General features: G+C 58.0%; 16 protein-coding genes. 8 read left to right on the top strand and 8 right to left on the bottom strand.

The genetic code is table 11. From position 1 onward, the window contains the following. Window positions 1-27: 27 nt before the first annotated feature. Together JAO29_RS02365 and bla are read right to left on the bottom strand one after the other, a co-directional pair. On the bottom strand, window positions 28-891 hold the full coding sequence (locus JAO29_RS02365; RefSeq protein ID WP_334266564.1) for an inositol oxygenase family protein: 864 nt from the start codon (window positions 889-891) through the stop codon (window positions 28-30). Window positions 892-1,012: 121 nt separating this feature from the next. After that, window positions 1,013-1,924 carry a subclass B3 metallo-beta-lactamase gene (bla, locus tag JAO29_RS02360; RefSeq protein WP_334266563.1) on the bottom strand — a complete coding sequence of 304 codons (912 nt, stop codon included), beginning with the start codon at window positions 1,922-1,924 and terminating at the stop codon, window positions 1,013-1,015. Window positions 1,925-2,216: 292 nt separating this feature from the next. Between bla and JAO29_RS02355 the strand changes: the two genes are divergently transcribed. Further along, complete coding sequence (locus tag JAO29_RS02355; protein ID WP_334266562.1) at window positions 2,217-3,479, top strand: hypothetical protein; 1,263 nt, start codon at window positions 2,217-2,219, stop codon at window positions 3,477-3,479. Between the two features lie 287 nt (window positions 3,480-3,766). Here the strand turns inward: JAO29_RS02355 and JAO29_RS02350 are convergent, their stop codons facing one another. Next, window positions 3,767-4,285: a hypothetical protein gene (locus JAO29_RS02350; RefSeq protein ID WP_334266561.1), complete on the bottom strand. Its 519-nt coding sequence runs from the start codon at window positions 4,283-4,285 to the stop codon at window positions 3,767-3,769. A 224-nt stretch (window positions 4,286-4,509) separates the two neighbouring features. On the opposite strand from JAO29_RS02350, the gene JAO29_RS02345 reads away from it, so the two are divergent. Beyond that, entirely contained in the window at window positions 4,510-5,061 is a 552-nt protein-coding gene (locus JAO29_RS02345; RefSeq protein WP_334266560.1) for a DinB family protein, read from the top strand. Between the two features lie 270 nt (window positions 5,062-5,331). On the opposite strand, the gene JAO29_RS02340 is transcribed toward JAO29_RS02345, so the two are convergent. The 4 genes from JAO29_RS02340 to JAO29_RS02325 form a co-directional block, all read right to left on the bottom strand. Further along, window positions 5,332-5,631, bottom strand: coding sequence for a MoaD/ThiS family protein (locus JAO29_RS02340; RefSeq protein WP_334266559.1), 300 nt, complete (start codon window positions 5,629-5,631; stop codon window positions 5,332-5,334). Next, on the bottom strand, window positions 5,628-6,743 hold the full coding sequence (locus JAO29_RS02335) for a WD40/YVTN/BNR-like repeat-containing protein (protein ID WP_334266605.1): 1,116 nt from the start codon (window positions 6,741-6,743) through the stop codon (window positions 5,628-5,630). Before JAO29_RS02335 ends, JAO29_RS02340 begins: the two co-directional genes overlap by 4 nt. Before the next feature lie 49 nt (window positions 6,744-6,792). Beyond that, window positions 6,793-7,821, bottom strand: coding sequence for a LacI family DNA-binding transcriptional regulator (locus JAO29_RS02330; protein WP_334266558.1), 1,029 nt, complete (start codon window positions 7,819-7,821; stop codon window positions 6,793-6,795). A gap of 61 nt (window positions 7,822-7,882) precedes the next feature. Further along, window positions 7,883-9,172 (bottom strand): GRP family sugar transporter, encoded by a 1,290-nt coding sequence (locus JAO29_RS02325; RefSeq protein ID WP_334266557.1) that lies wholly within the window; start codon window positions 9,170-9,172, stop codon window positions 7,883-7,885. 327 nt (window positions 9,173-9,499) lie between these two features. On the opposite strand from JAO29_RS02325, the gene JAO29_RS02320 reads away from it, so the two are divergent. From JAO29_RS02320 to JAO29_RS02295, 6 genes are all read left to right on the top strand, one after another. Then, window positions 9,500-10,072, top strand: a complete 573-nt coding sequence (locus JAO29_RS02320) for an RNA polymerase sigma factor (protein WP_334266556.1) — start codon at window positions 9,500-9,502, stop codon at window positions 10,070-10,072. Then, window positions 10,069-10,845 carry a hypothetical protein gene (locus tag JAO29_RS02315; RefSeq protein ID WP_334266555.1) on the top strand — a complete coding sequence of 259 codons (777 nt, stop codon included), beginning with the start codon at window positions 10,069-10,071 and terminating at the stop codon, window positions 10,843-10,845. The genes JAO29_RS02320 and JAO29_RS02315 overlap by 4 nt, the downstream gene beginning before the upstream one ends. Then, a complete protein-coding gene (locus JAO29_RS02310) occupies window positions 10,842-12,089 on the top strand; it encodes a HEAT repeat domain-containing protein (protein ID WP_334266554.1) in 1,248 nt (415 codons plus the stop codon). Before JAO29_RS02315 ends, JAO29_RS02310 begins: the two co-directional genes overlap by 4 nt. 27 nt (window positions 12,090-12,116) lie before the next feature. Then, entirely contained in the window at window positions 12,117-13,172 is a 1,056-nt protein-coding gene (locus tag JAO29_RS02305; protein WP_334266553.1) for a HEAT repeat domain-containing protein, read from the top strand. Between the two features lie 138 nt (window positions 13,173-13,310). Next, window positions 13,311-16,625, top strand: coding sequence for an alpha-mannosidase (locus JAO29_RS02300; protein WP_334266552.1), 3,315 nt, complete (start codon window positions 13,311-13,313; stop codon window positions 16,623-16,625). Window positions 16,626-16,722: 97 nt separating this feature from the next. Continuing rightward, window positions 16,723-17,061, top strand: a complete 339-nt coding sequence (locus tag JAO29_RS02295; RefSeq protein ID WP_334266551.1) for a cupin domain-containing protein — start codon at window positions 16,723-16,725, stop codon at window positions 17,059-17,061. A gap of 9 nt (window positions 17,062-17,070) precedes the next feature. On the opposite strand, the gene JAO29_RS02290 is transcribed toward JAO29_RS02295, so the two are convergent. Beyond that, complete coding sequence (locus JAO29_RS02290) at window positions 17,071-18,516, bottom strand: APC family permease (protein WP_334266550.1); 1,446 nt, start codon at window positions 18,514-18,516, stop codon at window positions 17,071-17,073. Window position 18,517: the final 1 nt, after the last annotated feature.

The raw sequence follows: 18,517 nt of genomic DNA, 5'->3' as shown, positions 1-18,517 counted from the left end.
TCGGACAATGTTGCAGATACTGCTTACTTACCAGGCGATCTTTTCCGGGAAAAACTCCGCAAACAGATCGTCATAATAAGGCTTCAACTCTTTTAGATCCGGCTTCGTGTGACCCTTGGAATACAGGTCATACGGGTTGAACTTGTTCACCCAGTGAAGGCTCTCTTTGTCCTTCTCATTCATCAGGTGCTGGTACGCTCCATGGCGGTGCCATGCGTAGAACGAGTGGTAGCGCAGCATCGCCAGCGCCGAATCCGGGAGATAGTTCTTCATCACCTCGTAGATATAACCGTCGTGCCCAAACGACATATGCACGTTGTCCAGGCCGCAGTTCGGCTCATAGATCCCATACTTGGTGCTGTAGATCGGGTGATTGTAGTCGGCATTCGCCTTGAAGTACTCCGGAAACACGATCTGGTCCGAGTACGCGCATCCGACCGGGAAAGTATCTCCCACAACCCCCCACTGCGGCTCGCCATAAAGGCAAAGAACCTTACCCAGGTCGTGGATAAACCCCGTCAGCACAAACCAGCGCGGGTGCCCGTCCGCCCGGATCGCCTCTGACGTCTGCAGCAGATGCTCAATCTGAGTCAGGTCCGTATCCGGATCGCTGTCATCCACCAGCGTGTTCAGAAACTCCGCTGCCTCCCAGAGGGACTTCATTCCCTTGTTCAGGCCGAAGTATTCCTTCTCCTTGCCCATCACATAGTCGAAGCTCTGGTGTGCATGATTCAGCCGATAAAACTCAGCGACACCCGGCGTGGCCGTCTCGTCATATTGACGAAACTCTTCCTGGCTCTTGCCTTCCTTGTAACGCCCCTTCAGAAACTCGTCCCAGTCTTCCATGTCCTTATCGAGCGGGGCATTCGGTGCTATTGTTGTCGCGGCCATCTCATCCTCCAGTCGCTACCTGTCATCAAGTTAGCGCTAACTATAGGATGCGCGCAAGGCAAATGGCAAGCGAAAAATCGACAGACTTTGTTAAAATTTTGCCTCCCGCCCAGACCGCCTGTTAGAAACCCTTCGCCGTTACCAGCGCAGCCCGCTGGCGCTCCAGCTCCTTGCGGAAAGTCGCTTCCCTTTCAGAGACATAGCGCGCATAGCCCGCCGGATCGACAAAGGCGAGCTGGTCTCCGCTCTTCAGCCGGAAATACTTTGCTGGAAGCCCGTAGTAGCCTCCATGGGCTCCCAGGAAGATATCGCAGTGTAGCGATTTGAGCGTCTGGAAGGTCTTCTCGTAGTCCGCTTCAATCCCCGGGTAGCTCGGTTGACCCACCAGCTTGTACCCGCTGTTCACGTTGGGACTCCCCACAATCACCACATCGTAGGTCTTTCCGTTCTCGGTGACCTTCATCGTCCAGGTTGTGCACCCGCGCGTGTGCCCCGCGGTCTTGTGGGCCACCAGCACCGTTCCGCCCAGCTTCACCTCGTCGCCATCGTGCAGCACCCGGTCTACCTTCGCCGGCCTGTAGCTCCAGCCCGCCTCGCGTCCATAGGCGAAGTCCGTCTTTCCGCCGTCTTCAATGACGGGAACATCGGCGTCCATCACCATGTACTTCGCCCGTGTCAGCCGCTTGATGGTGGCGCTTCCGGCCGCGTGGTCCAGGTGCGCATGGCTGATCAGCAGAATCTTCGTATCGCTGAACCTGAATCCCAGCTTCTCTATGCTCTCCTTGATCTGCGGAACCGAGCTCTCCAGATTGCTGTTGATCAGGATGTTACCCTCTGGCGTTACCACCAGGAACGCCGCCAGATCCTTGCCGCCGACGTAATACAGATTCCCCGCGATCTTATGCGGTGGAAAGGTCTCCCTCCACTCAGGATTGTTCTGCGCCTGGCTTCGCCCCGCCGTCAGCAACAGGAACAAAGATAGAAGTACTGGGATCGTCGCTGCTCGCAGCCGGAATACCGTTTTACTCGTCATGCGCAAAGCATCGCACCTCCAGCCGAGGATTTTCTGTTAACTTGTGCCTTCTTGTTATCTCTTTCGATCCCGCAGTCCATCACAATTTTGCCCGCACAACGATGGTTGGAGAAGGGCGTTTATCAGGACTAATCCGAAACTTCCCTATTGCCGGTGATACGTCTATACCCCAACCGAATACCGCGATTATTTTGAATACTGATGCCGATCTGTCAGGTACCACAGGAGGCCCGGCACGCAAAACGATAATTTCTAATGCGGATAGACGACAATTATGTGATGTTAATGACGCATGAAATGGGCCACGACAGTCCGTAAATTTCGCCGCGCAGCCGTAACGATGCTCGGCCTTCTCCTTCTGCTTGGAGCCATCCTCCGTACTCAGTCCTACCTCTTCAGGCGACAGGCCGAGAATCTGATGGCGGATTTCCAAACCTTGAAGCTTCGCCAGACCAAGTGGCCCGAAGCAGCGAGTCTGACTCGTAAATGGGGTACGTACGGGCACTATCAGGGGGACTGCAACACCTCTTTCTGCCGCTACACCATCGATCTCAGGAGTCCCGTAGAGGAAATGGCAGCGCGATATAGACGAGCGTGGGACAATCGCCTGATCTATCCGATTGAATTGAGCCTCTCCAGGCTCTATTGGCTTCTCGGCGGCAGGGATGCGGACTTGAGGGTCACCTTCGTCGTTCAGGACGCCATCGTTTTGCGAAAGAGCGCAGTCTTCATTTATCAGGTCTTCTCTCCTGGTAACTTGAATAACGGATACGCGCTTATCACCACCAGCCGTGCAACGAGCCGCCTAAGCTCGGACGAGTATCTCCTCACCTACAGCGACCAGCTAGCCAAACATCCGTACTATACGTACAACCGTCCCGACGGCTGCAATTGCCAAATGGCACGGGTATCGTTCGTTCCAGATGCTCCCGAGTCGGAGATACGTTGGCTGACTACCTTCAATCTGGCCTGCCTCACGAATTTCATGCCCTGCCACGATCTTGAGGATATCTATCCCGCATCCGAAGGCTGGCATCTCTATGACTGGCATCGCGATGACGGCACTCTTGGAGGCAGGCCAGCGCCCGCAAATCAAGAGAACACCAAGCTGACTGTGCTTCCTGTTGAGTGCCGTGTTCCAATTTTCGCTCGAGCTCGCGAAGCAGATCAGATTTTCAGCGTAACTTCCTTAAAGGAATCTCAGGAGCAGCGACTAATTGAGGTGGATGAGAAAGCCACCGTGCGCCTAGACAGCGTTCTCAAAGGCTCTGCCGAATATAACCCCGGCGAATCGATCGATGTAATAACTAGTACGTTTAGGTACTACGGTCAATTCGAATACGCGCCATTGAAAATTGAGACGCCCCTAACTCCCGGAAAGCATTTTCTGCTTCTCTCGGTACAAGGCGAAAAAAAGCCGGAGCCTCTAAAACTAGAGCGATGCCTCGTCCTCCCCGATACTCCCGAGATTAGAGCAGAACTGCAACGAGGCATCGTACACAACGACCGCATCCGTTATCCAAATCCGAATGCGGGTAACTTTATCCCCGACTAATAAGCGCTACGTCCTCATTGACACCCAGTTCCTGGGAGATTTGCCGAGAGCGGAGTGCATCTGCATGAAGTTGCCGTATCGTAGGCAGTACGGAAGGTTGAAGTTCAAGGATACGTCCCATAAGTCCGCTTATTGGTTGGGAATTAGGAATTAGGACAGTGCTACGAAACGGGACTTCCTAATGTCATCAGTGTGTGTCGGAAGTCGATCGCGGGAAAAATCATCACGAACTCAGCAGTAGCGCGCCTGAGCCAACGGGGTAGCCGCACGGCTCAGGCCCACGACGATCAACTGAAGGGAATGCGAACAACAATTCCAGTGGTGATGCTGTTCTGATTGGCTCTGGGGCCCTCAAGGCGAATAAAGCTGTAATCGATGACGCGCCAATCGATCAGAGGCAGTATGTGGAGGTCAGCTCCGGCGGCCACGCCAGCAGCAAAGCCCCCGCTGTTATAGGTGCCGATACCTCCCGAACCATACTGAACCTTGCCACCGCCAACCATGGCTTCGCCGTAAGGGCGGAGGGGAATGAGAGGCAGATGAAAGACGGCCCGCGGGCCGGCTGTAACGAGGGTCACACCTGTGTTGTCCTTGACTGGCATCACCGTCCCGCGCACATCGATGCCGAAATTGATAACGGGGAACCGCTGGCTGTCGTAGTACGCGCCGAAGGTAGCTCCGTTCAGGCGTGGGGTGTTGGAGGTCGTCAACTTGGAGGTTGTGAAACCACTATAGACGGCAAGCTGGGCGTGGCTGGGGACAGCCGTGGCAATGCCAAACGCCAGGAGGGCGAGCGTAGATCTCAAGTAGGACCTCTGTGAACTTTGGATGAGTCGAGGATATATCCGGACATCCGTCCTGGGGTGTAACACTTGTGGGTTATCCCGTTACACTCGGCGTCCTGTCATTCGTCACAATCTCCCTCGGGAAAAGCCTCTTAGAACACGCATCTATACTCATTTCCTCCTAAACTGGCTGACACCCAAGCACGACAATCAGTCCGCCATTCTTTCGAGGAGGTCCACCCCACATGAATAAAATCTCCCTCAACCTCTCGCTTCTTGCTCTTTGTTCTCTTCCATTCGCTGCCTCCGCTCAGGCACCCGCACCCGAGCCGCCCACCACTCTCAAAGCCGTCCTTCTCGAGCAGCTTCGAACCACGCACAACTCTCAGGACTGGTTCGCCTCCGGAAACACCGCCATCCATGGCATCACCGCCGAGCAGGCCCGTTGGACCGACGGCAAAGGCAACCACTCCGTCGGGCAGCTCACCTATCACCTCGTCTTTTGGAACAAGCGCTCTCTCCTGAAGTTCAAGGGTGAGACGCCCGCAAAATTCAGCGGCAACAACGACGAGACCTTCAACAACTTCACCCCGCAGCAGTGGGACGATCTCGTGAAGCAGTTCGACCAGGGCATGACTGAGTGGGAGAACGCTGTCGAGGCAGCTGACGACGCAACCATCGCCAAAAACGCCTCCCTCATCGCCCACATCGGAACCCACAACGCCTACCACATCGGCCAGATCGTCTTCGTACGCAAAGAGCAGGGCTCCTGGGATCCCGCCAAGGGAGTTAAATAACATCGTTGGCTGATACTTCGTCATTCACAGCCGAATCGACACGATCGTGGTTCTTCGGAAGCTGTCAAGCCCCAAAACAACATAACTCCATGAATCCAAACGGAGATTGAGTGCCGATCAATTCTGGTCCAGGCGTTATCCTTAAAAGATCGGGCAGCAAGCAACGATCATGGATTGCGGGTGCGAAGGGCGCTCCGATTCGGAGTAGGAAGAACACCGAGGTCCGGACCTAAGTGCAATCCATTGAAGATTTTGCACAAAAAGTGGGGGCTACCCCCCGGCGACCGCGCCGATCACGAGCAGGGGCTCCCTCCCGGATGCCACCGCATCCGGCAGAGGAGCCTCCGGCGGCTCGTGCGATAGATCTTGCTCGCAGGCGAAGTACCGAAGGAACGACCTTCGTTCCAGTGTGACGTGATCCCGGATGGTTCCGCAGAGCATCGGATAGGCAGCTTCCACCGCATCCAGCACCGAGCGCTGGGTTACCGTGCCTTCCACGTCGACACCAATCTCCCCCGGAACCCGCGCCAGGGTGCGAAGGTGGGCCGGAAGCAGCACCCGTACCCTCATGCGAGCGTCTGAACCTCGACCGAAAGCACCGCGGGAAGATCGTGAACGATCGACTTCCAGTTCTCGCCCGCATCCGGAGAGACGTAGACCTGGCCTCCGGTCGTCCCGAAGTACACGCCGCACTGGTCGAGCGAATCGACCGCCATCGCATCGCGCAGAACATTGACGTAGCAGTTCTCCTGCGGCAGGCCCTTGGTCAGCGGCTCCCACTCATTGCCTCCGGAGCGGCTGCGATAGACCCGCAGCTTACCGTCGAGAGGGAAGTGCTCGCCGTCGCTCTTGATCGGAACCACGTAGATCGTCTCCGGCTCATGCGCATGCACGTCGATCACAAAGCCGAAGTCCGTCGGAAGATTTCCGCTCACCTCGGTCCAGTGGTCGCCAGCATTGTCCGACCGCATCACGTCCCAGTGCTTCTGCATGAACAGCGTTCCCGGCCGAGACGGATGCATCGCGATGTGATGAACGCAGTGCCCGACCTCCGCCGTCGGATCCGGAATATGCTCGGACCGCAGGCCCTGGTTGATCGCCTTCCAGGTCTCGCCGCCATCGTCGGTGCGAAACGCGCCCGCCGACGAGATGGCGATGTAGATCCGCTTCGCATCGCTCGGGTCCAGGATGATGGTGTGCAGGCACATCCCGCCTGCCCCCGGCTGCCAGTGCGGCCCGGAGCCATGCTTGCGCAGTCCCGGCAGCTCCTGCCAGTTCTGCCCGCCATCGGTGGAACGGAACAGCGCAGCGTCTTCCACTCCGGCGTAGATGGTATCCGGATCGCTAAGCGAAGGTTCCAGATGCCACGCTCGCTTGAACTCCCACGGATGCGGCGTGCCGTCGTACCACTGGTGCGTTCCGGCCACACCTTCGTAGGTGAACTTGTTGCCGACAGGGTTCCACGTTGCGCCCCCGTCGTCGGACCGCTGTATCACCTGGCCAAACCATCCACTGGTCTGGGAGGCATAAATGCGGTTCGGGTCCGCCGGCGACCCTTTGAGGTGATACATCTCCCAGCCGGCGAAGTGAGGTCCATCGACCTTCCAGTTCTCTCGCTTGCCGTCAGACGTAAGGATGAACGCTCCCTTGCGCGTGCCAACCAGAATCCGAACCTTGCTCATCATCCGACTCCTTCGCGTCACGGGCGATCTCGCTTCTCGCCCCTGAGATCTAATTCGAGTGCCAACCTGATGGGTGCCCCGTCGAACCCCGCGCGACCAGCGTGGGCGGGACCAGAATATTCTTTGGCGGCTGTTCCGGGGAAGTGGTCAGCTCCAGCGCCAGCTCACCGGCGATCCGGCCAAGCTCCGGTGTTCCGTGATCGATCGAACTAAGCGGAACCCTGAGGTAGTCGTTATAAGGCATATTGCCGCAGCCGATCACGGCAACGTCCTCAGGAACGCTGAGGCCCGCAGCATGGATGGCCGCAATCGCCCCGATCGCGGTCATATCGTTGTAGCAGAAGACCGCATCCGGACGCTCGGGAAGCGCGAGCAGTTTTTGCATCGCCTCGTAACCTGTCTTATCGCCGCGTTCCTCCATGTGATCGCAGACGACGACGTAATCGTCAGGAACCAGAAGACGATGCTCGGCCATAGCGCTGCGAAAGCCGCGCAACCGGTCGAAGGACGGGCTGGTGTTTCGACCCGCGATGTGCGCGATTCGCGTGCGCCCAATCTCGATCAGATGGTTGGTCGCCATCTCGCCCACCATCAGGTCATCGGACCCCACAAAGTGGGCCGCCAGGTGGGGGAAGTTGCGATCGAACAGAAGATAGGGCGTCCGTTCGTCACCCAGTTCGTAGAAGTTGCGCAGATTCGGCTGACACGACGCGATCAGAAGAACATCGATGCCGCGCCGCAGCAGGGTTCGAATCTCCTGCCGCTCGATCTCCGGATCTTCTTCCGACGATGCCAGGATGACCGCGCGATTGCTCTTGCGCAGCACACCGCTCAAAGACTTTGCGAACTCGGCAAAGAAGGGATGGACGAGATCGGGAACTACAAGGCCTACCGTGTAGGTCTTTCCGCTCGCCAGACCGCGCGCCAGCATGTTGGGCTGATAGTTCAGCTCCTTCATGCGCTTCAGGACGCGCTTCCGCGTCTCCTCTCCAATGTCGCTGTTTCCGCGTAACACCTTCGAGACAGTGACAACGGAGACGCCGAGGTCTCGTGCAATATCCTTCAGCCTGACTGCCATAGCAGCATCATCTTACAGCGAGCCTCCGGATGGAAAGGAAACAAACCTCCCCCGCCTCACTTTAGGAGAAACGCGTCCTGCGCCCGAGCGTCCATCCGCCGATGACCAGGCTGACCGCCAGCACAACGCCAAGTCCTGCAACCCAGCGCCGATCCATCGCGAGCGGTGGAACGATCGCCTTGGTCCCCAGCCAGATAAAGAAGCCGGTCGCCGCGGCCACGATGGCGTAGTCCCACCACCGGCGCCGTTCGTTGCGGCCGCCGAACTCGTCCCCGGCCTGGGCTGCGAGGGTCCGGTTGTAGTCCAGACCGTAGCGTTCGCATTCGCGCAGAACGGCTTCGTTATTTGAGGTCTGCTCCCGCGCAGAGGCGACGGCGGTTCCGATGGCAAGAGCTCCCAGAATCATGATTAGCGAACCTGCAATCACGAGCAGCCGATGGCGATTGTCTGCTCCTGCCAGCTCACCAAAGACTAGAGCTCCCCACGCGAGCCCCCACAGCTGGTTGGTGTTCGAGAGCGGGATTCCGCGTCCGATGCCGAGATACTTTGCCGCGAACTGCTGAAAGAGATCGCCGATTACCCAGACAAATCCGCCGAGAAAGAGCCAGAAGACCAGGCCCGGCTGATGGAACAGCTTGAACGAGGGCGAGTGCAGACCGCCGTCCAGAGCCACTGTCAGCCCAAAGACTGTTCCAAGCTCGCCCACCGTAAATGCCGTCACGAACGACAGCGGATTCATGCCGCTGATATATGCCTTGCGGTAAGGAACGTACATCGTCCCCCACATCAGGCTGGCTCCGGCGGCCGCAAGAATTCCGCGCATGGCGTGCTGGCCGGCTGAGGTCTGCCCGTGAATGGTGCTGAAACCGAGCATCACCGCGGCGATCACGATGGCTACGGCTCCCAGCACGACTTTACTGATATTGCCCGCGTTCGCTCCCTCGAGCTCCTTGAAGAGAACGCGTCCCCAGAAGAGGCCGATCAGGGAGTTCGCATTCCAGAGAGGAAAGGCGACCGCAAGCCCAACGTCGCGGATCGCAAAGACGGTAAGGGTATTGGCGACGGCCCAGAGAGCACCGGCGAGCAGGGCCCATACGATCAGGTGCTTCTTCTCCATCAGATCGGTAAAGACGTAGCTGGTTCCCTTGAGAAGGGTTGGGAAGGTCCAGCGCGCCGTGAAGACGCCGGCCACCATGCAAAGAGAGACTGCAAAGGGCGAAAGCCCGGTATTGACCAACTTTGTAGGAGCTTCAGCGGCGCCCAGCCACACACCTGCGGTTAAACCGCAGATGACCCCAAGTCCGTGCAGCGACATGCCGTGCTGCTTTGCTCTTTCAACCACGCTTGCCACCTGGTCTCCTCAAAATCTCAGTGCAGCACTACCAGCAACACGATACCGGCCAGAAGTACAAAAAACGGCACCAGAAAATGGCTGTCAGTCAGGATTGTCTTTGTCGAACGCCCTAATCCCATGATCTTTCCCTATCTCTCCGGATTCCTCACTGAGGTCTACGTAAGCGCTTACGCTCGCGCTTCACCCTATAGACCCGTTCTCGGGACTGTCAACAGGTTTGCGGCTCGGGGCCAGGAGTCGCCTCTGCTCCATCGAAGTCCTCTCCCAGCATCCCACAAAAATTCTTTCCTAACCGGCAGGCTGTTTGCTTGTCTAATGCGCTGAATGGACGTCAACGACCAAGCAATCATCCGGGATGTGCTGGCCGGAGAGAAAGACGCCTATGGCAAGCTAGTCGCGCGCCACAGTCAAAACGTCTTTCGCGTCGCCTTCCGCATTACCGGCGACGAGGCCGATGCCGACGAGGTAGTCCAGGAGGCCTTCCTCCGAGGCTATCAGCGGCTGCAGGGCTTTGAGTCTCGGTCGGAGTTTGGAACCTGGATCTACAGAATCGCAGTGAACTGCGCACTCAATATGGTCAACAAACGCAAATTCGAAACAACCTGCCAGATTGGCGAAGACGGTGACCCGGCAAAGCACGAGGTGCAGGTGGCCGATACCGCAGCCGGTCCGGAGCGAACGCTGCTGAGCCGCGAGATCGAGTCCCTGCAGACCGCTGCGATGGCAGCCCTGACACCCACCGAGCGCACCGCCTTCATCCTTCGGCACATGGAGGACCGCTCCACAACCGAGATCGCAGCCGCGCTCGAGATCGCTCCCAACGCTGCCAAGCAGGCGGTCTTTCGCGCCGTTCAGAAGCTTCGTCGCAGCCTTGCTCCACTCCGGGTGAACCCATGAATCACATCAGCGAAGAACAGTTCATCGACTACTACTACGGCGAAGCCGACTCGCCCGCTGCGATCAGCCAGCACATGGAGGCATGCAGCAACTGTGCGCAGAGTTACGCATCGCTGGTCCGCGACCTGTCCGAGATCGAGCCGGTGGCTGTTCCTCAACGCGATCACGGCTACAGCGAAGAGGTCTGGCAATCAATTCGCGGATCGGTACCTGCATACAGGGCGCCTAGGAATGAATCGCGCTGGGGCTGGCTCAGCCTGAACTGGAGTCTTGCTGCCGCCGCCACAGCCTGTCTCCTCATAGCCGCGGCTTTTTTCGCCGGGCGTCAGTGGGAGCATCGCAATGCAGCGATCGCAACAAACAGCGCCAACGGAGAGCAGGGCAAGCAGCGTGTTGTGCTGCTGGTCCTTGGGGATCACCTGGATCGCTCGGAACGGCTTCTGGTCGAACTGAAGCACGCTGAGCCCTCGACGGAGGCGCCACTGCAGGCGGAGGCACGAGACCTGCTCTCGGCGAATCGCCTGTATCGCGAGAGTGTGAAGCAACAGGAGGATCCTGCGCTCTCATCCGCGCTCGACCATCTGGAGCGCGTACTGATTGAAGTCTCGAACGAGCCTGCCGGCTTGTCGCAGGCAAAGCTCGATGAACTACAGAAAGAGATGAACACCGACGGCCTTCTCTTCGAGGTCCGTGTCCTCCGCTCCCGGGTGCAGGAAGACACAAATCCAAAGAGCAATGGCGCAGCAGCAAGAAAAGGGGTTTCCACGATATGAAAACTACATCGATCTTATCGACCGCACTTCTGGCGTCCATCTTCGCCGCACCCGCAGCCTTTTGCCTTCAGCCTGTCGTCCTAAGCGGGCCTGATCCTCTCATCGAGATGCCTGGAGACGATCAGAGATCCAATGCCTACGCCGACGGCACACGAGCCATCAATGAAGCCCGATGGTCTGACGCGGAGGCGACTTTTACAAAGATTGCCTCGCAGGGCGGAGACCGTGCGGACGCCGCACTCTACTGGACCGCGTATGCGCAGAACAAAGAGGGCCAGCAGGGCAGGGCGCTGGAGACCTGCGCCAATCTTGGCCACAAATACCCGCAGAGCCGATGGATCACCGAATGCGATGCGCTTCGCATTGAGATTCGAGGCCGCAGCGGACAGCCGATCTCTCCGCAATCTACAGGTGACGACGAGCTGAAGCTGCTTGCTCTGAACGCGCTGATGCAGCAGGATGAGGCTCGCGCTATGCCTGCGATTCAACAGATTCTCAACGGCAACGGCTCGGAGAGGCTGAAGGAGCGTGCGCTCTTCGTGCTGGCCAACAGCAACTCGCCCGAGGCGCAGAAGTTGATCGCCGACATCGCTCGCGGTCAGTCGAATCCTGCGCTGCAGATGCGTGCCGTCCGGATGTATGCCGCTATCAAGGGCAAGCAGTCGGTCGCGACCCTGGCCGACGTCTATCAGCACACGGCAGATGAGGCGGTAAAGCGCGCCATCCTGCAGTCGTACCTGATCTCCGGCTCGCAGGACAAGCTGGTGGAGGCCGCACGAGCGGAGCAGAATCCGATGCTCTCGAAGACAGCCATTCAGGAGCTCGGAGCTATGGCTGCTGTCTCGGCACTGACGCAGCTCTACCACGAGACAAAGGACCCGCAGATCAAGTCAGGGATCCTTGGATCGCTGGTGGCTTCAGGACCGAAGGGAATGGAGGCTCTCAGCGAGATTGCAAAGACAGAGCAGGACCCTGAACTTCGCCGCAAGGCAATTCGCAACCTTGGAATCACTGGGGGCGCTTCGGCAGCTCCTCAACTGCTGACGGTTTATCAGAGCAGCTCCGATGCCGAGTCGAAGAAGGCTGCAGTCGATGGCCTCTTCCTCTCCGGGGACGCGCACGACCTGGTGGCCCTGGCGCGCGCGGAAAAAAATCCCGAACTGAAGCAGGCCATCGTCTCGAAGCTGAGCATTATGCACAGCAAGGAAGCCACCGATTACATGATGGAGATCCTCAACAAATAGCAGCGTCCCTGTAAGGAGGGAACGTCCATGAACAGCAATCTCGTTATTGCTCTCGTCCTTAGTGCGTCTGCGATCGCCTTTTCCGGGCAGCAGCCGCGAGTCTCCGACACGCACTTGAACACTGAGTCTGTGGGCTCAGGACTGTCCGCGACGGTGACGCGATTTCAGCACTCCAGCCAGCAGCTTTGGATTGGATATGAGGTGCCGTCTCTTCCGCGAAACCATTCGTCTGCATGTGGCGATTCATCTGGATCCTCGTCTGACGATGGATGCTGCGGTGAAGTTCAGCTCGAGCAATCTCGAGAGGGTATGACAGACGCCGCGCAACAGAAGGAGCCCGGCAGAATGTATGTTCTCCTGCGTCTTGACCACGGCGCTGTCGTCAAGGTGCGAGCGACAAATGCGGGCTGCCGCCTCAACGCTGGTGGTGTTCCCTTTACGTGGCTCACGGGAGTGCAGCCGGAGGACAGCGTTCACTTCCTGGCACAACTCGCCAGCCAGGCCGGGGTGGAGAATCGTGTGATGGAAAGTGCCTTCGCTGCTCTCGCACAGCACGCCACACCGGCGGCGACCACTGAACTTGCGAAGCTGGCGACCTCGTCCGATTCCACCCGGCTGCGCGAGAAGGCGGCCTTCTGGCTTGGAGCAGCGCGTGGTCACGATGGTTTGCTCGCGCTGGAGAAGCTTCTTCGCACCGAACAGGATTCTAAACTTCGCGAAAAGCTCGTCTTCGACGTTTCGATCAACCACGATCCGGCTGCAGCGGATGACCTGCTGGCGCTTGCTAAATCCGACAGCAACCCAGGCGTCCGCAGCCAGGCCATCTTCTGGCTGGCGCAAAAGGCAGGGAAGAAGGCAAGCGCCGCAGTAACCAATGCCATCGAGAACGACCCAGATCAGCAGGTGAAGAAGAAGGCCGTATTTGCGCTCAGTCAACTCCCGAAAGACGAGGGCATCCCACAGCTGATCCATGTCGCGCAGACCAACTCGAATCCGACGGTGCGGAAAGAGGCCTTCTTCTGGCTGGGGCAGTCGGGCGATCCCCGCGCACTTGCTTATCTGGAATCGGTCTTGAAACAGTAGTTTGCGAAATGTAGCGCGGCACACTAACCTCGCCCTCTCACAAGGAGGGCGAAATTGCGTTAGACTCCCTGTGGTTCAGCTTCACCGCTAACCCCGTCGAAATCGACGCCGAACCAGCCCAACAAGGAGCCGCATACGTTGATCGTTCCTCTTCGCCTTCCTGCGCTGCGAACTACGATAAAGGCGCTGTTTGCCATCTCGTTCGTTGCCTCTCCACTTCTTTACGCACAGTCGGCGAAAGAGGTCTCTGAGATACTGCACACGCTGCCGCAGCAGTCGCAGAAGACGATCGAACGTCTGGCCACCTTTGAAAATCTGCCCGGCGATGAGTGGCACTATCACGTCGGCGATCTGGCGCACGGAGAGGATCCTGCGCTCAGCGATGCTTCATGGCCTACAGCGAAGCCGCATAGCAAGGCTCCCACTGAGGCAGTCTGGTATCGCCGCTCGATTGAGGTTCCCAAGACTCTCAACGGGTACGACCTTACCGGCGCGCGCATCTGGTTTCAGTTCCGCGCCAACGCCAACGGCCCCGTCCCGGAGATCATCTACTTCAACGGTCGCCGCGTCGCGCTGGGAGACGATCTCGAGCCCATCGTGCTCTTCGATCAGGCCAAGCCTGGCGACAAGATTCTTGTAGCAGTGAAGCTGCTGCAGACAGTGGACACTAAAAACTTCGCCTCCGCCACCATGCGCATCGAGTTTGCCAAGGGGCGTCCGAATCCGTCCGACCTGCGGCTTGAATTCCTGTCGACTGCCGTTCTTATCCCATCGCTGTCGAAACAGCCGAAGCAGGATATGGCTACGCTCGAGAAGTCCATCGCTACCGTCGATCTGGCTTCGCTCGATGCCAACAATCAGCCCAAGTTTGACGCCTCGCTGAAAGCTGCTGGACAGCAGCTCGAGATCCTCAAGCCGACGCTGCAGCAGGCTACCCTGCATCTTACGGGGAACTCGCACATCGACGCAGCGTGGCTCTGGCCGGTCTCGGAGACGGTCGATGTCGTCAAGCGCACCTTCTCGACCGCGCTGCAGTTGATGAACGAATATCCCGACTACACCTACACTCAGTCGGCCGCTGCATACAACGACTGGATGGCGACGAAGTATCCGGCCATCAACGAAGAGATCAAGAAGCGCATCAAAGAAGGCCGCTGGGAGGTCGTTGGTGGCATGTGGGTTGAGCCCGACCTGAACATGCCCGATGGCGAGTCGCAGGTGCGTTCGCTGCTGATCGGCAAGCGCTGGTACCAGAAGGAGTACGGTGTCGACGTTCGCATCGGCTGGAATCCTGACTCTTTCGGCTACAACTGGCAGCTTCCGCAGATCTATAAGCGCTCGGGCGTCGACTACTTCGTCACCCAGAAGATGACGTGGAACGATACCAACCAGCTTCCCTTCAAGCTCTTCTGGTGGGAGTCTCCGGACGGCAGCAAGGTCCTGACGTACTTTCCGCACGACTATGCGAATAACAATCTGAATCCCGTTCGCCTCTCTGCCGATCTTGCCACTGCTCGACAGCGTGCCCCCGGCATGGAGGAGATGATGGACCTCTACGGCGTAGGCGATCACGGCGGTGGCCCTACGCGCGCCATGCTCGACGAGGGCAATCACTGGGCGAAGGACAACATGATCGTTCCGAAGATGAAGTTCGGAACGGCACAGAGCTATTTCAGCAATGTTGAGACAAAGCTTGCTCCTGAGTCGCAGACCTGGGACTACACCTCGATCGCCAAGGGCTACAAGGCTCCTGCAGCGGATGCTGGAAAGATCAGCATCCCCACCTGGAAAGACGAGATGTACCTTGAATACCATCGCGGCGTCTTCACCACGCAGGCGCAGCACAAGCGCAATATGCGCGAGAGCGAAGAGCAGACGCTCAACGCGGAAAAGTATGCCTCTCTCGCGTGGCTCAATGGAAACGCATATCCCAACGATCAACTGACCGACGCATGGAAGAAGGTCACCTTCAACGACTTCCACGATCTCGCTGCAGGTTCGGGAATCGGCGTCATCTATAAGGAAGCTCAGGCGGAGTTCGATCAGGTGCGGCTGGAGACCAATGAGATCTCATCAAAGTCGCTGCACACGCTGGCCGAGAACATCGACACGAAATCGGCTGGTGATGTTCCCGTACTGATCTTCAACCCGCTTGCCTGGAACCATACCGGCGTGACCACGGTAAATGTGCAGCTTCCCGAGGCTTCAGGTAACGGAGTTTCGTTACTGGATCAACACAACAACGTCGTGCCGACGAGGGTGCTGTCGAAGGACTCTAAGAACGGCACCTACAAGGTGCTGGTTGAGGCGCAGGATGTCCCGTCGCTTGGGTATCAGGTTCTGCATGCTGTTGCTGGAGAGAAACCCTTCAAAACAGACCTGAAGGCCTCTGGCACCACAATGGAGAATAGAAACCTGCGTGTAGAGGTGGATCCCAAGACGGGCTGCATCACCAGTCTTTACGACAAGAAGACAAACTTCGAGTCCATCGCCAGGGGAGCCTGTGGCAATCAGCTTCAGACCTTTGCCGATCTCCCGAAGAACTACGATGCCTGGAATATCGATCCGGGAACGCTCGATCACATGACGCCCATCGAGCAGGTTGACTCCGTTCAGCTGGTGGAGCAAGGGCCGATGCGTGCGGTCATTCGGGTGAGCCGTACATGGCAGCACTCGAAGTTCGTTCAGGACATTCAGCTCTACGCCAATAGCGACACGGTCGATGTGATCAACGATATCGACTGGCACGAGACCCATGTTCTGCTGAAGGCCGCCTTTCCTCTGGCGGCATCCGGTCCGATGGCGACCTATGAGATTCCTTACGGCACCATCGAGCGCCCGACGACTCGCGACAATTCGTGGGAGAAGGCGCGCTTCGAGGTTCCAGCGCTACGCTGGGCAGACCTGGGAGATGCGAACCATGGCTTAAGCCTGCTGAATGAAGCGAAGTATGGTTACGATGCAGTGGGTAATACGCTCCGGCTCACTCTTCTGCGCTCTGCAACCTGGCCTGATCCGGACGCGGATCGCGGACATCAGCACTTCAGCTATGCTCTCTATCCCCACGCCGGAACCTGGAAGCAGGCGATGACCGAGCGCAAGGGTTATGAGTATAACTACGAGCTGCGTGCCCAGCAGGTAGCAGCACACGGTGGCCCGTTGCCGCTCGAGCACTCCTATGCTTCGGTCGCGCCGGACAACGTTGTGCTTACCGCCCTCAAAAAGTCTGAGGATGACAACGCGCTCATCTTCCGTGTCTTTGAGTGGGCAGGCAAGCAAGGCGATGTCACCTTTACCGTTCCGGCAGGAGCCACGGCCGCCACGGAGACCAACCTGATGGAGAAGTCTACGGGGTCAGCTCTCACGGTGTCGGGCGACAAAGTCACCGCGCACATTCTCCCCTACGAGATTCTTTCGGTGCGTGTGGACTACCCACACTCCTCCGGGCAATAAAGCAATTTCAACCGCCAAAGGGTGAGCCGAAGGTCGGCTCGCCCTTTGTTTTTTGTTGCGGCATCGTCACGTAGACTGGCCAGAGGAGAGAACCAGCATGAGTCTTGTACGTAACGAAGATCCGAAGACCTTTACTCCCGAACCCGGTATGCGCCGTCAGGTTCTCGCCAATACTGATCAGCTCATGCTCATTCGACACTTCTTCGATGCAGATTGGGTGGGCGCGCGTCACAGCCATCCGCACCATCAGCTCGTCTATGTCATCAGCGGAGCGATCCGTGTCGATGTTGCAGGCAAGGTCTTCGACGCCCACGCCGGGGACAGCTTTATCGTGGATGGAGGAGTCGAACATCAAGCCTCGGCCCTTGAAGCCTCAGAGGTTCTGGACGTGTTTACTCCGACCCGGGAGGACTACCGCGAACTTCTGAAGCAGTAGTTCCCCGGCTTATGAATTCGGCTGAGTGGAGCGGCGGCTGCTGAAAAAGCGAACGCTGTAGACGGCCAGTCCTGCCAACAGAATCAGACCTGCTGTTCGAATCTCTCGCGAGAAGTTTGGACGCGAGAAGAGAATGAACAGAAATCCGGCGAGCGCCAGAAGCGCGGGGAGTGGATAAAGAGGCATCCGGAATCCTCGTACCTTCCGTTCCCGTCTGTGCTTTGGCATCAGAACCGCGAGCCCTTGTAAAAGGAACTGGAACAGAATGCGAATCACGACAAGCGCCGTGATGACCTCCTGCAGGCGAAAGACGCAGCAGATCATCGTCATCGCACCTAGCGTCAGCAGGGCATGATGCGGCATGCGCAGCTTGGGATGGATCGCTCCGAACCACGAAGGGAAGTTTCCGTCACGCGCAGCGGCAAACGGAATCCTCGATTGCCCCAGCAACAACGCAAACACGGAACAGAGCGCAGCTACGGCAATCAGCAGGACGGTGATGCTCGCCGCTCCGTGGCCGTACAGTCGCTCAATAAAAACGGCCATCGTAAACATCCGCGCGTGGCTGCCATTGTCGTGCATCATCTCGCGCCATGGGAGCACGCCCAGCACGCTGATGTTCATGAGGAGATACAGCGTTCCGACGATCACAACAGAACCGAGCACAGCCCTCGGAATGGTACGCTGTGGATCGCGAACCTCGGCGCCCATAAAGCAGGCGCTGTAATAGCCGCCGTAGTCGTACGCCGCAACCAGCAGCCCGGCTCCCAGGCCCATAAAGAAGGCGTTGTCCAGATGAAAGGCCCCGGCAGGAAAGTCAAAGGCGATCTGCGCGTTGAAGTGGGCGAATCCTGCAAAGATGATAAACACCAGCGTCAGCACGACGGCGATCCCCAACCAGCGAACTATCTTATCGATCGCCACAATGCTGCGGTAAAGAACGATCAATGCGAGCGCGCACGCGCCCATGGCAATCAAGGTCTGTCCGCTCAGAACGATCGGTACGCCGAGGAGTCTCCCGGAAAAAAGCGGGTGCACCGACCTCGGGACAAAAAACGAGATGTATTGCGAAAAGCCAATGCAGCCTGAGGCGATCGACAGAGGTGAGCTGAACAGGATCTGCCAAGCATATAGAAACGATAAGACCCGGCCCAATCTCCGCTCGCCGTACAGATGCTTCAGATAGGCGTAGGAGCCACCTGCTTCTGGATAAGTAGTTCCCAGCTCGCTCCATACCATTCCATCGCACAGCGACAGAGCCGCGCCCAGAATCCATCCCAGCATGGCCTGTGGACCGCCCATCGCAGCCACAATCAACGGAAGCGTGACAAACGGGCCAACGCCCACCATTCCGATGACATTGAGCCCGAGTGCAGAAGACGTTGACAGCCCCCGCTGCAGCTCAGCGGGCTTTTGTTCGGCAGTGAGCGTAGGTCCCGAGCGGTTAGTTTCCATC

It is taken from the genome of Edaphobacter sp. HDX4, assembly GCF_036877565.1.
Classification (GTDB): domain Bacteria; phylum Acidobacteriota; class Terriglobia; order Terriglobales; family Acidobacteriaceae; genus Edaphobacter.
The sequence above is the reverse complement of the archived record's forward strand: the minus strand, read 5'-3'. Positions and strand labels throughout refer to the sequence as shown.

Excerpts from the sequence above, each read along its gene's own strand:
- JAO29_RS02365 (WP_334266564.1), bottom strand. The coding sequence starts at position 891 with ATGGCCGCGACAACAATAGCACCGAATGCCCCGCTCGATAAGGACATG.
- bla (WP_334266563.1), bottom strand. The coding sequence starts at position 1,924 with ATGACGAGTAAAACGGTATTCCGGCTGCGAGCAGCGACGATCCCAGTA.
- JAO29_RS02355 (WP_334266562.1), top strand. The coding sequence starts at position 2,217 with ATGAAATGGGCCACGACAGTCCGTAAATTTCGCCGCGCAGCCGTAACG.
- JAO29_RS02345 (WP_334266560.1), top strand. The coding sequence starts at position 4,510 with ATGAATAAAATCTCCCTCAACCTCTCGCTTCTTGCTCTTTGTTCTCTT.
- JAO29_RS02340 (WP_334266559.1), bottom strand. The coding sequence starts at position 5,631 with ATGAGGGTACGGGTGCTGCTTCCGGCCCACCTTCGCACCCTGGCGCGG.
- JAO29_RS02335 (WP_334266605.1), bottom strand. The coding sequence starts at position 6,743 with ATGAGCAAGGTTCGGATTCTGGTTGGCACGCGCAAGGGAGCGTTCATC.
- JAO29_RS02330 (WP_334266558.1), bottom strand. The coding sequence starts at position 7,821 with ATGGCAGTCAGGCTGAAGGATATTGCACGAGACCTCGGCGTCTCCGTT.
- JAO29_RS02320 (WP_334266556.1), top strand. The coding sequence starts at position 9,500 with ATGGACGTCAACGACCAAGCAATCATCCGGGATGTGCTGGCCGGAGAG.
- JAO29_RS02315 (WP_334266555.1), top strand. The coding sequence starts at position 10,069 with ATGAATCACATCAGCGAAGAACAGTTCATCGACTACTACTACGGCGAA.
- JAO29_RS02310 (WP_334266554.1), top strand. The coding sequence starts at position 10,842 with ATGAAAACTACATCGATCTTATCGACCGCACTTCTGGCGTCCATCTTC.
- JAO29_RS02305 (WP_334266553.1), top strand. The coding sequence starts at position 12,117 with ATGAACAGCAATCTCGTTATTGCTCTCGTCCTTAGTGCGTCTGCGATC.
- JAO29_RS02295 (WP_334266551.1), top strand. The coding sequence starts at position 16,723 with ATGAGTCTTGTACGTAACGAAGATCCGAAGACCTTTACTCCCGAACCC.
- JAO29_RS02290 (WP_334266550.1), bottom strand. The coding sequence starts at position 18,516 with ATGGAAACTAACCGCTCGGGACCTACGCTCACTGCCGAACAAAAGCCC.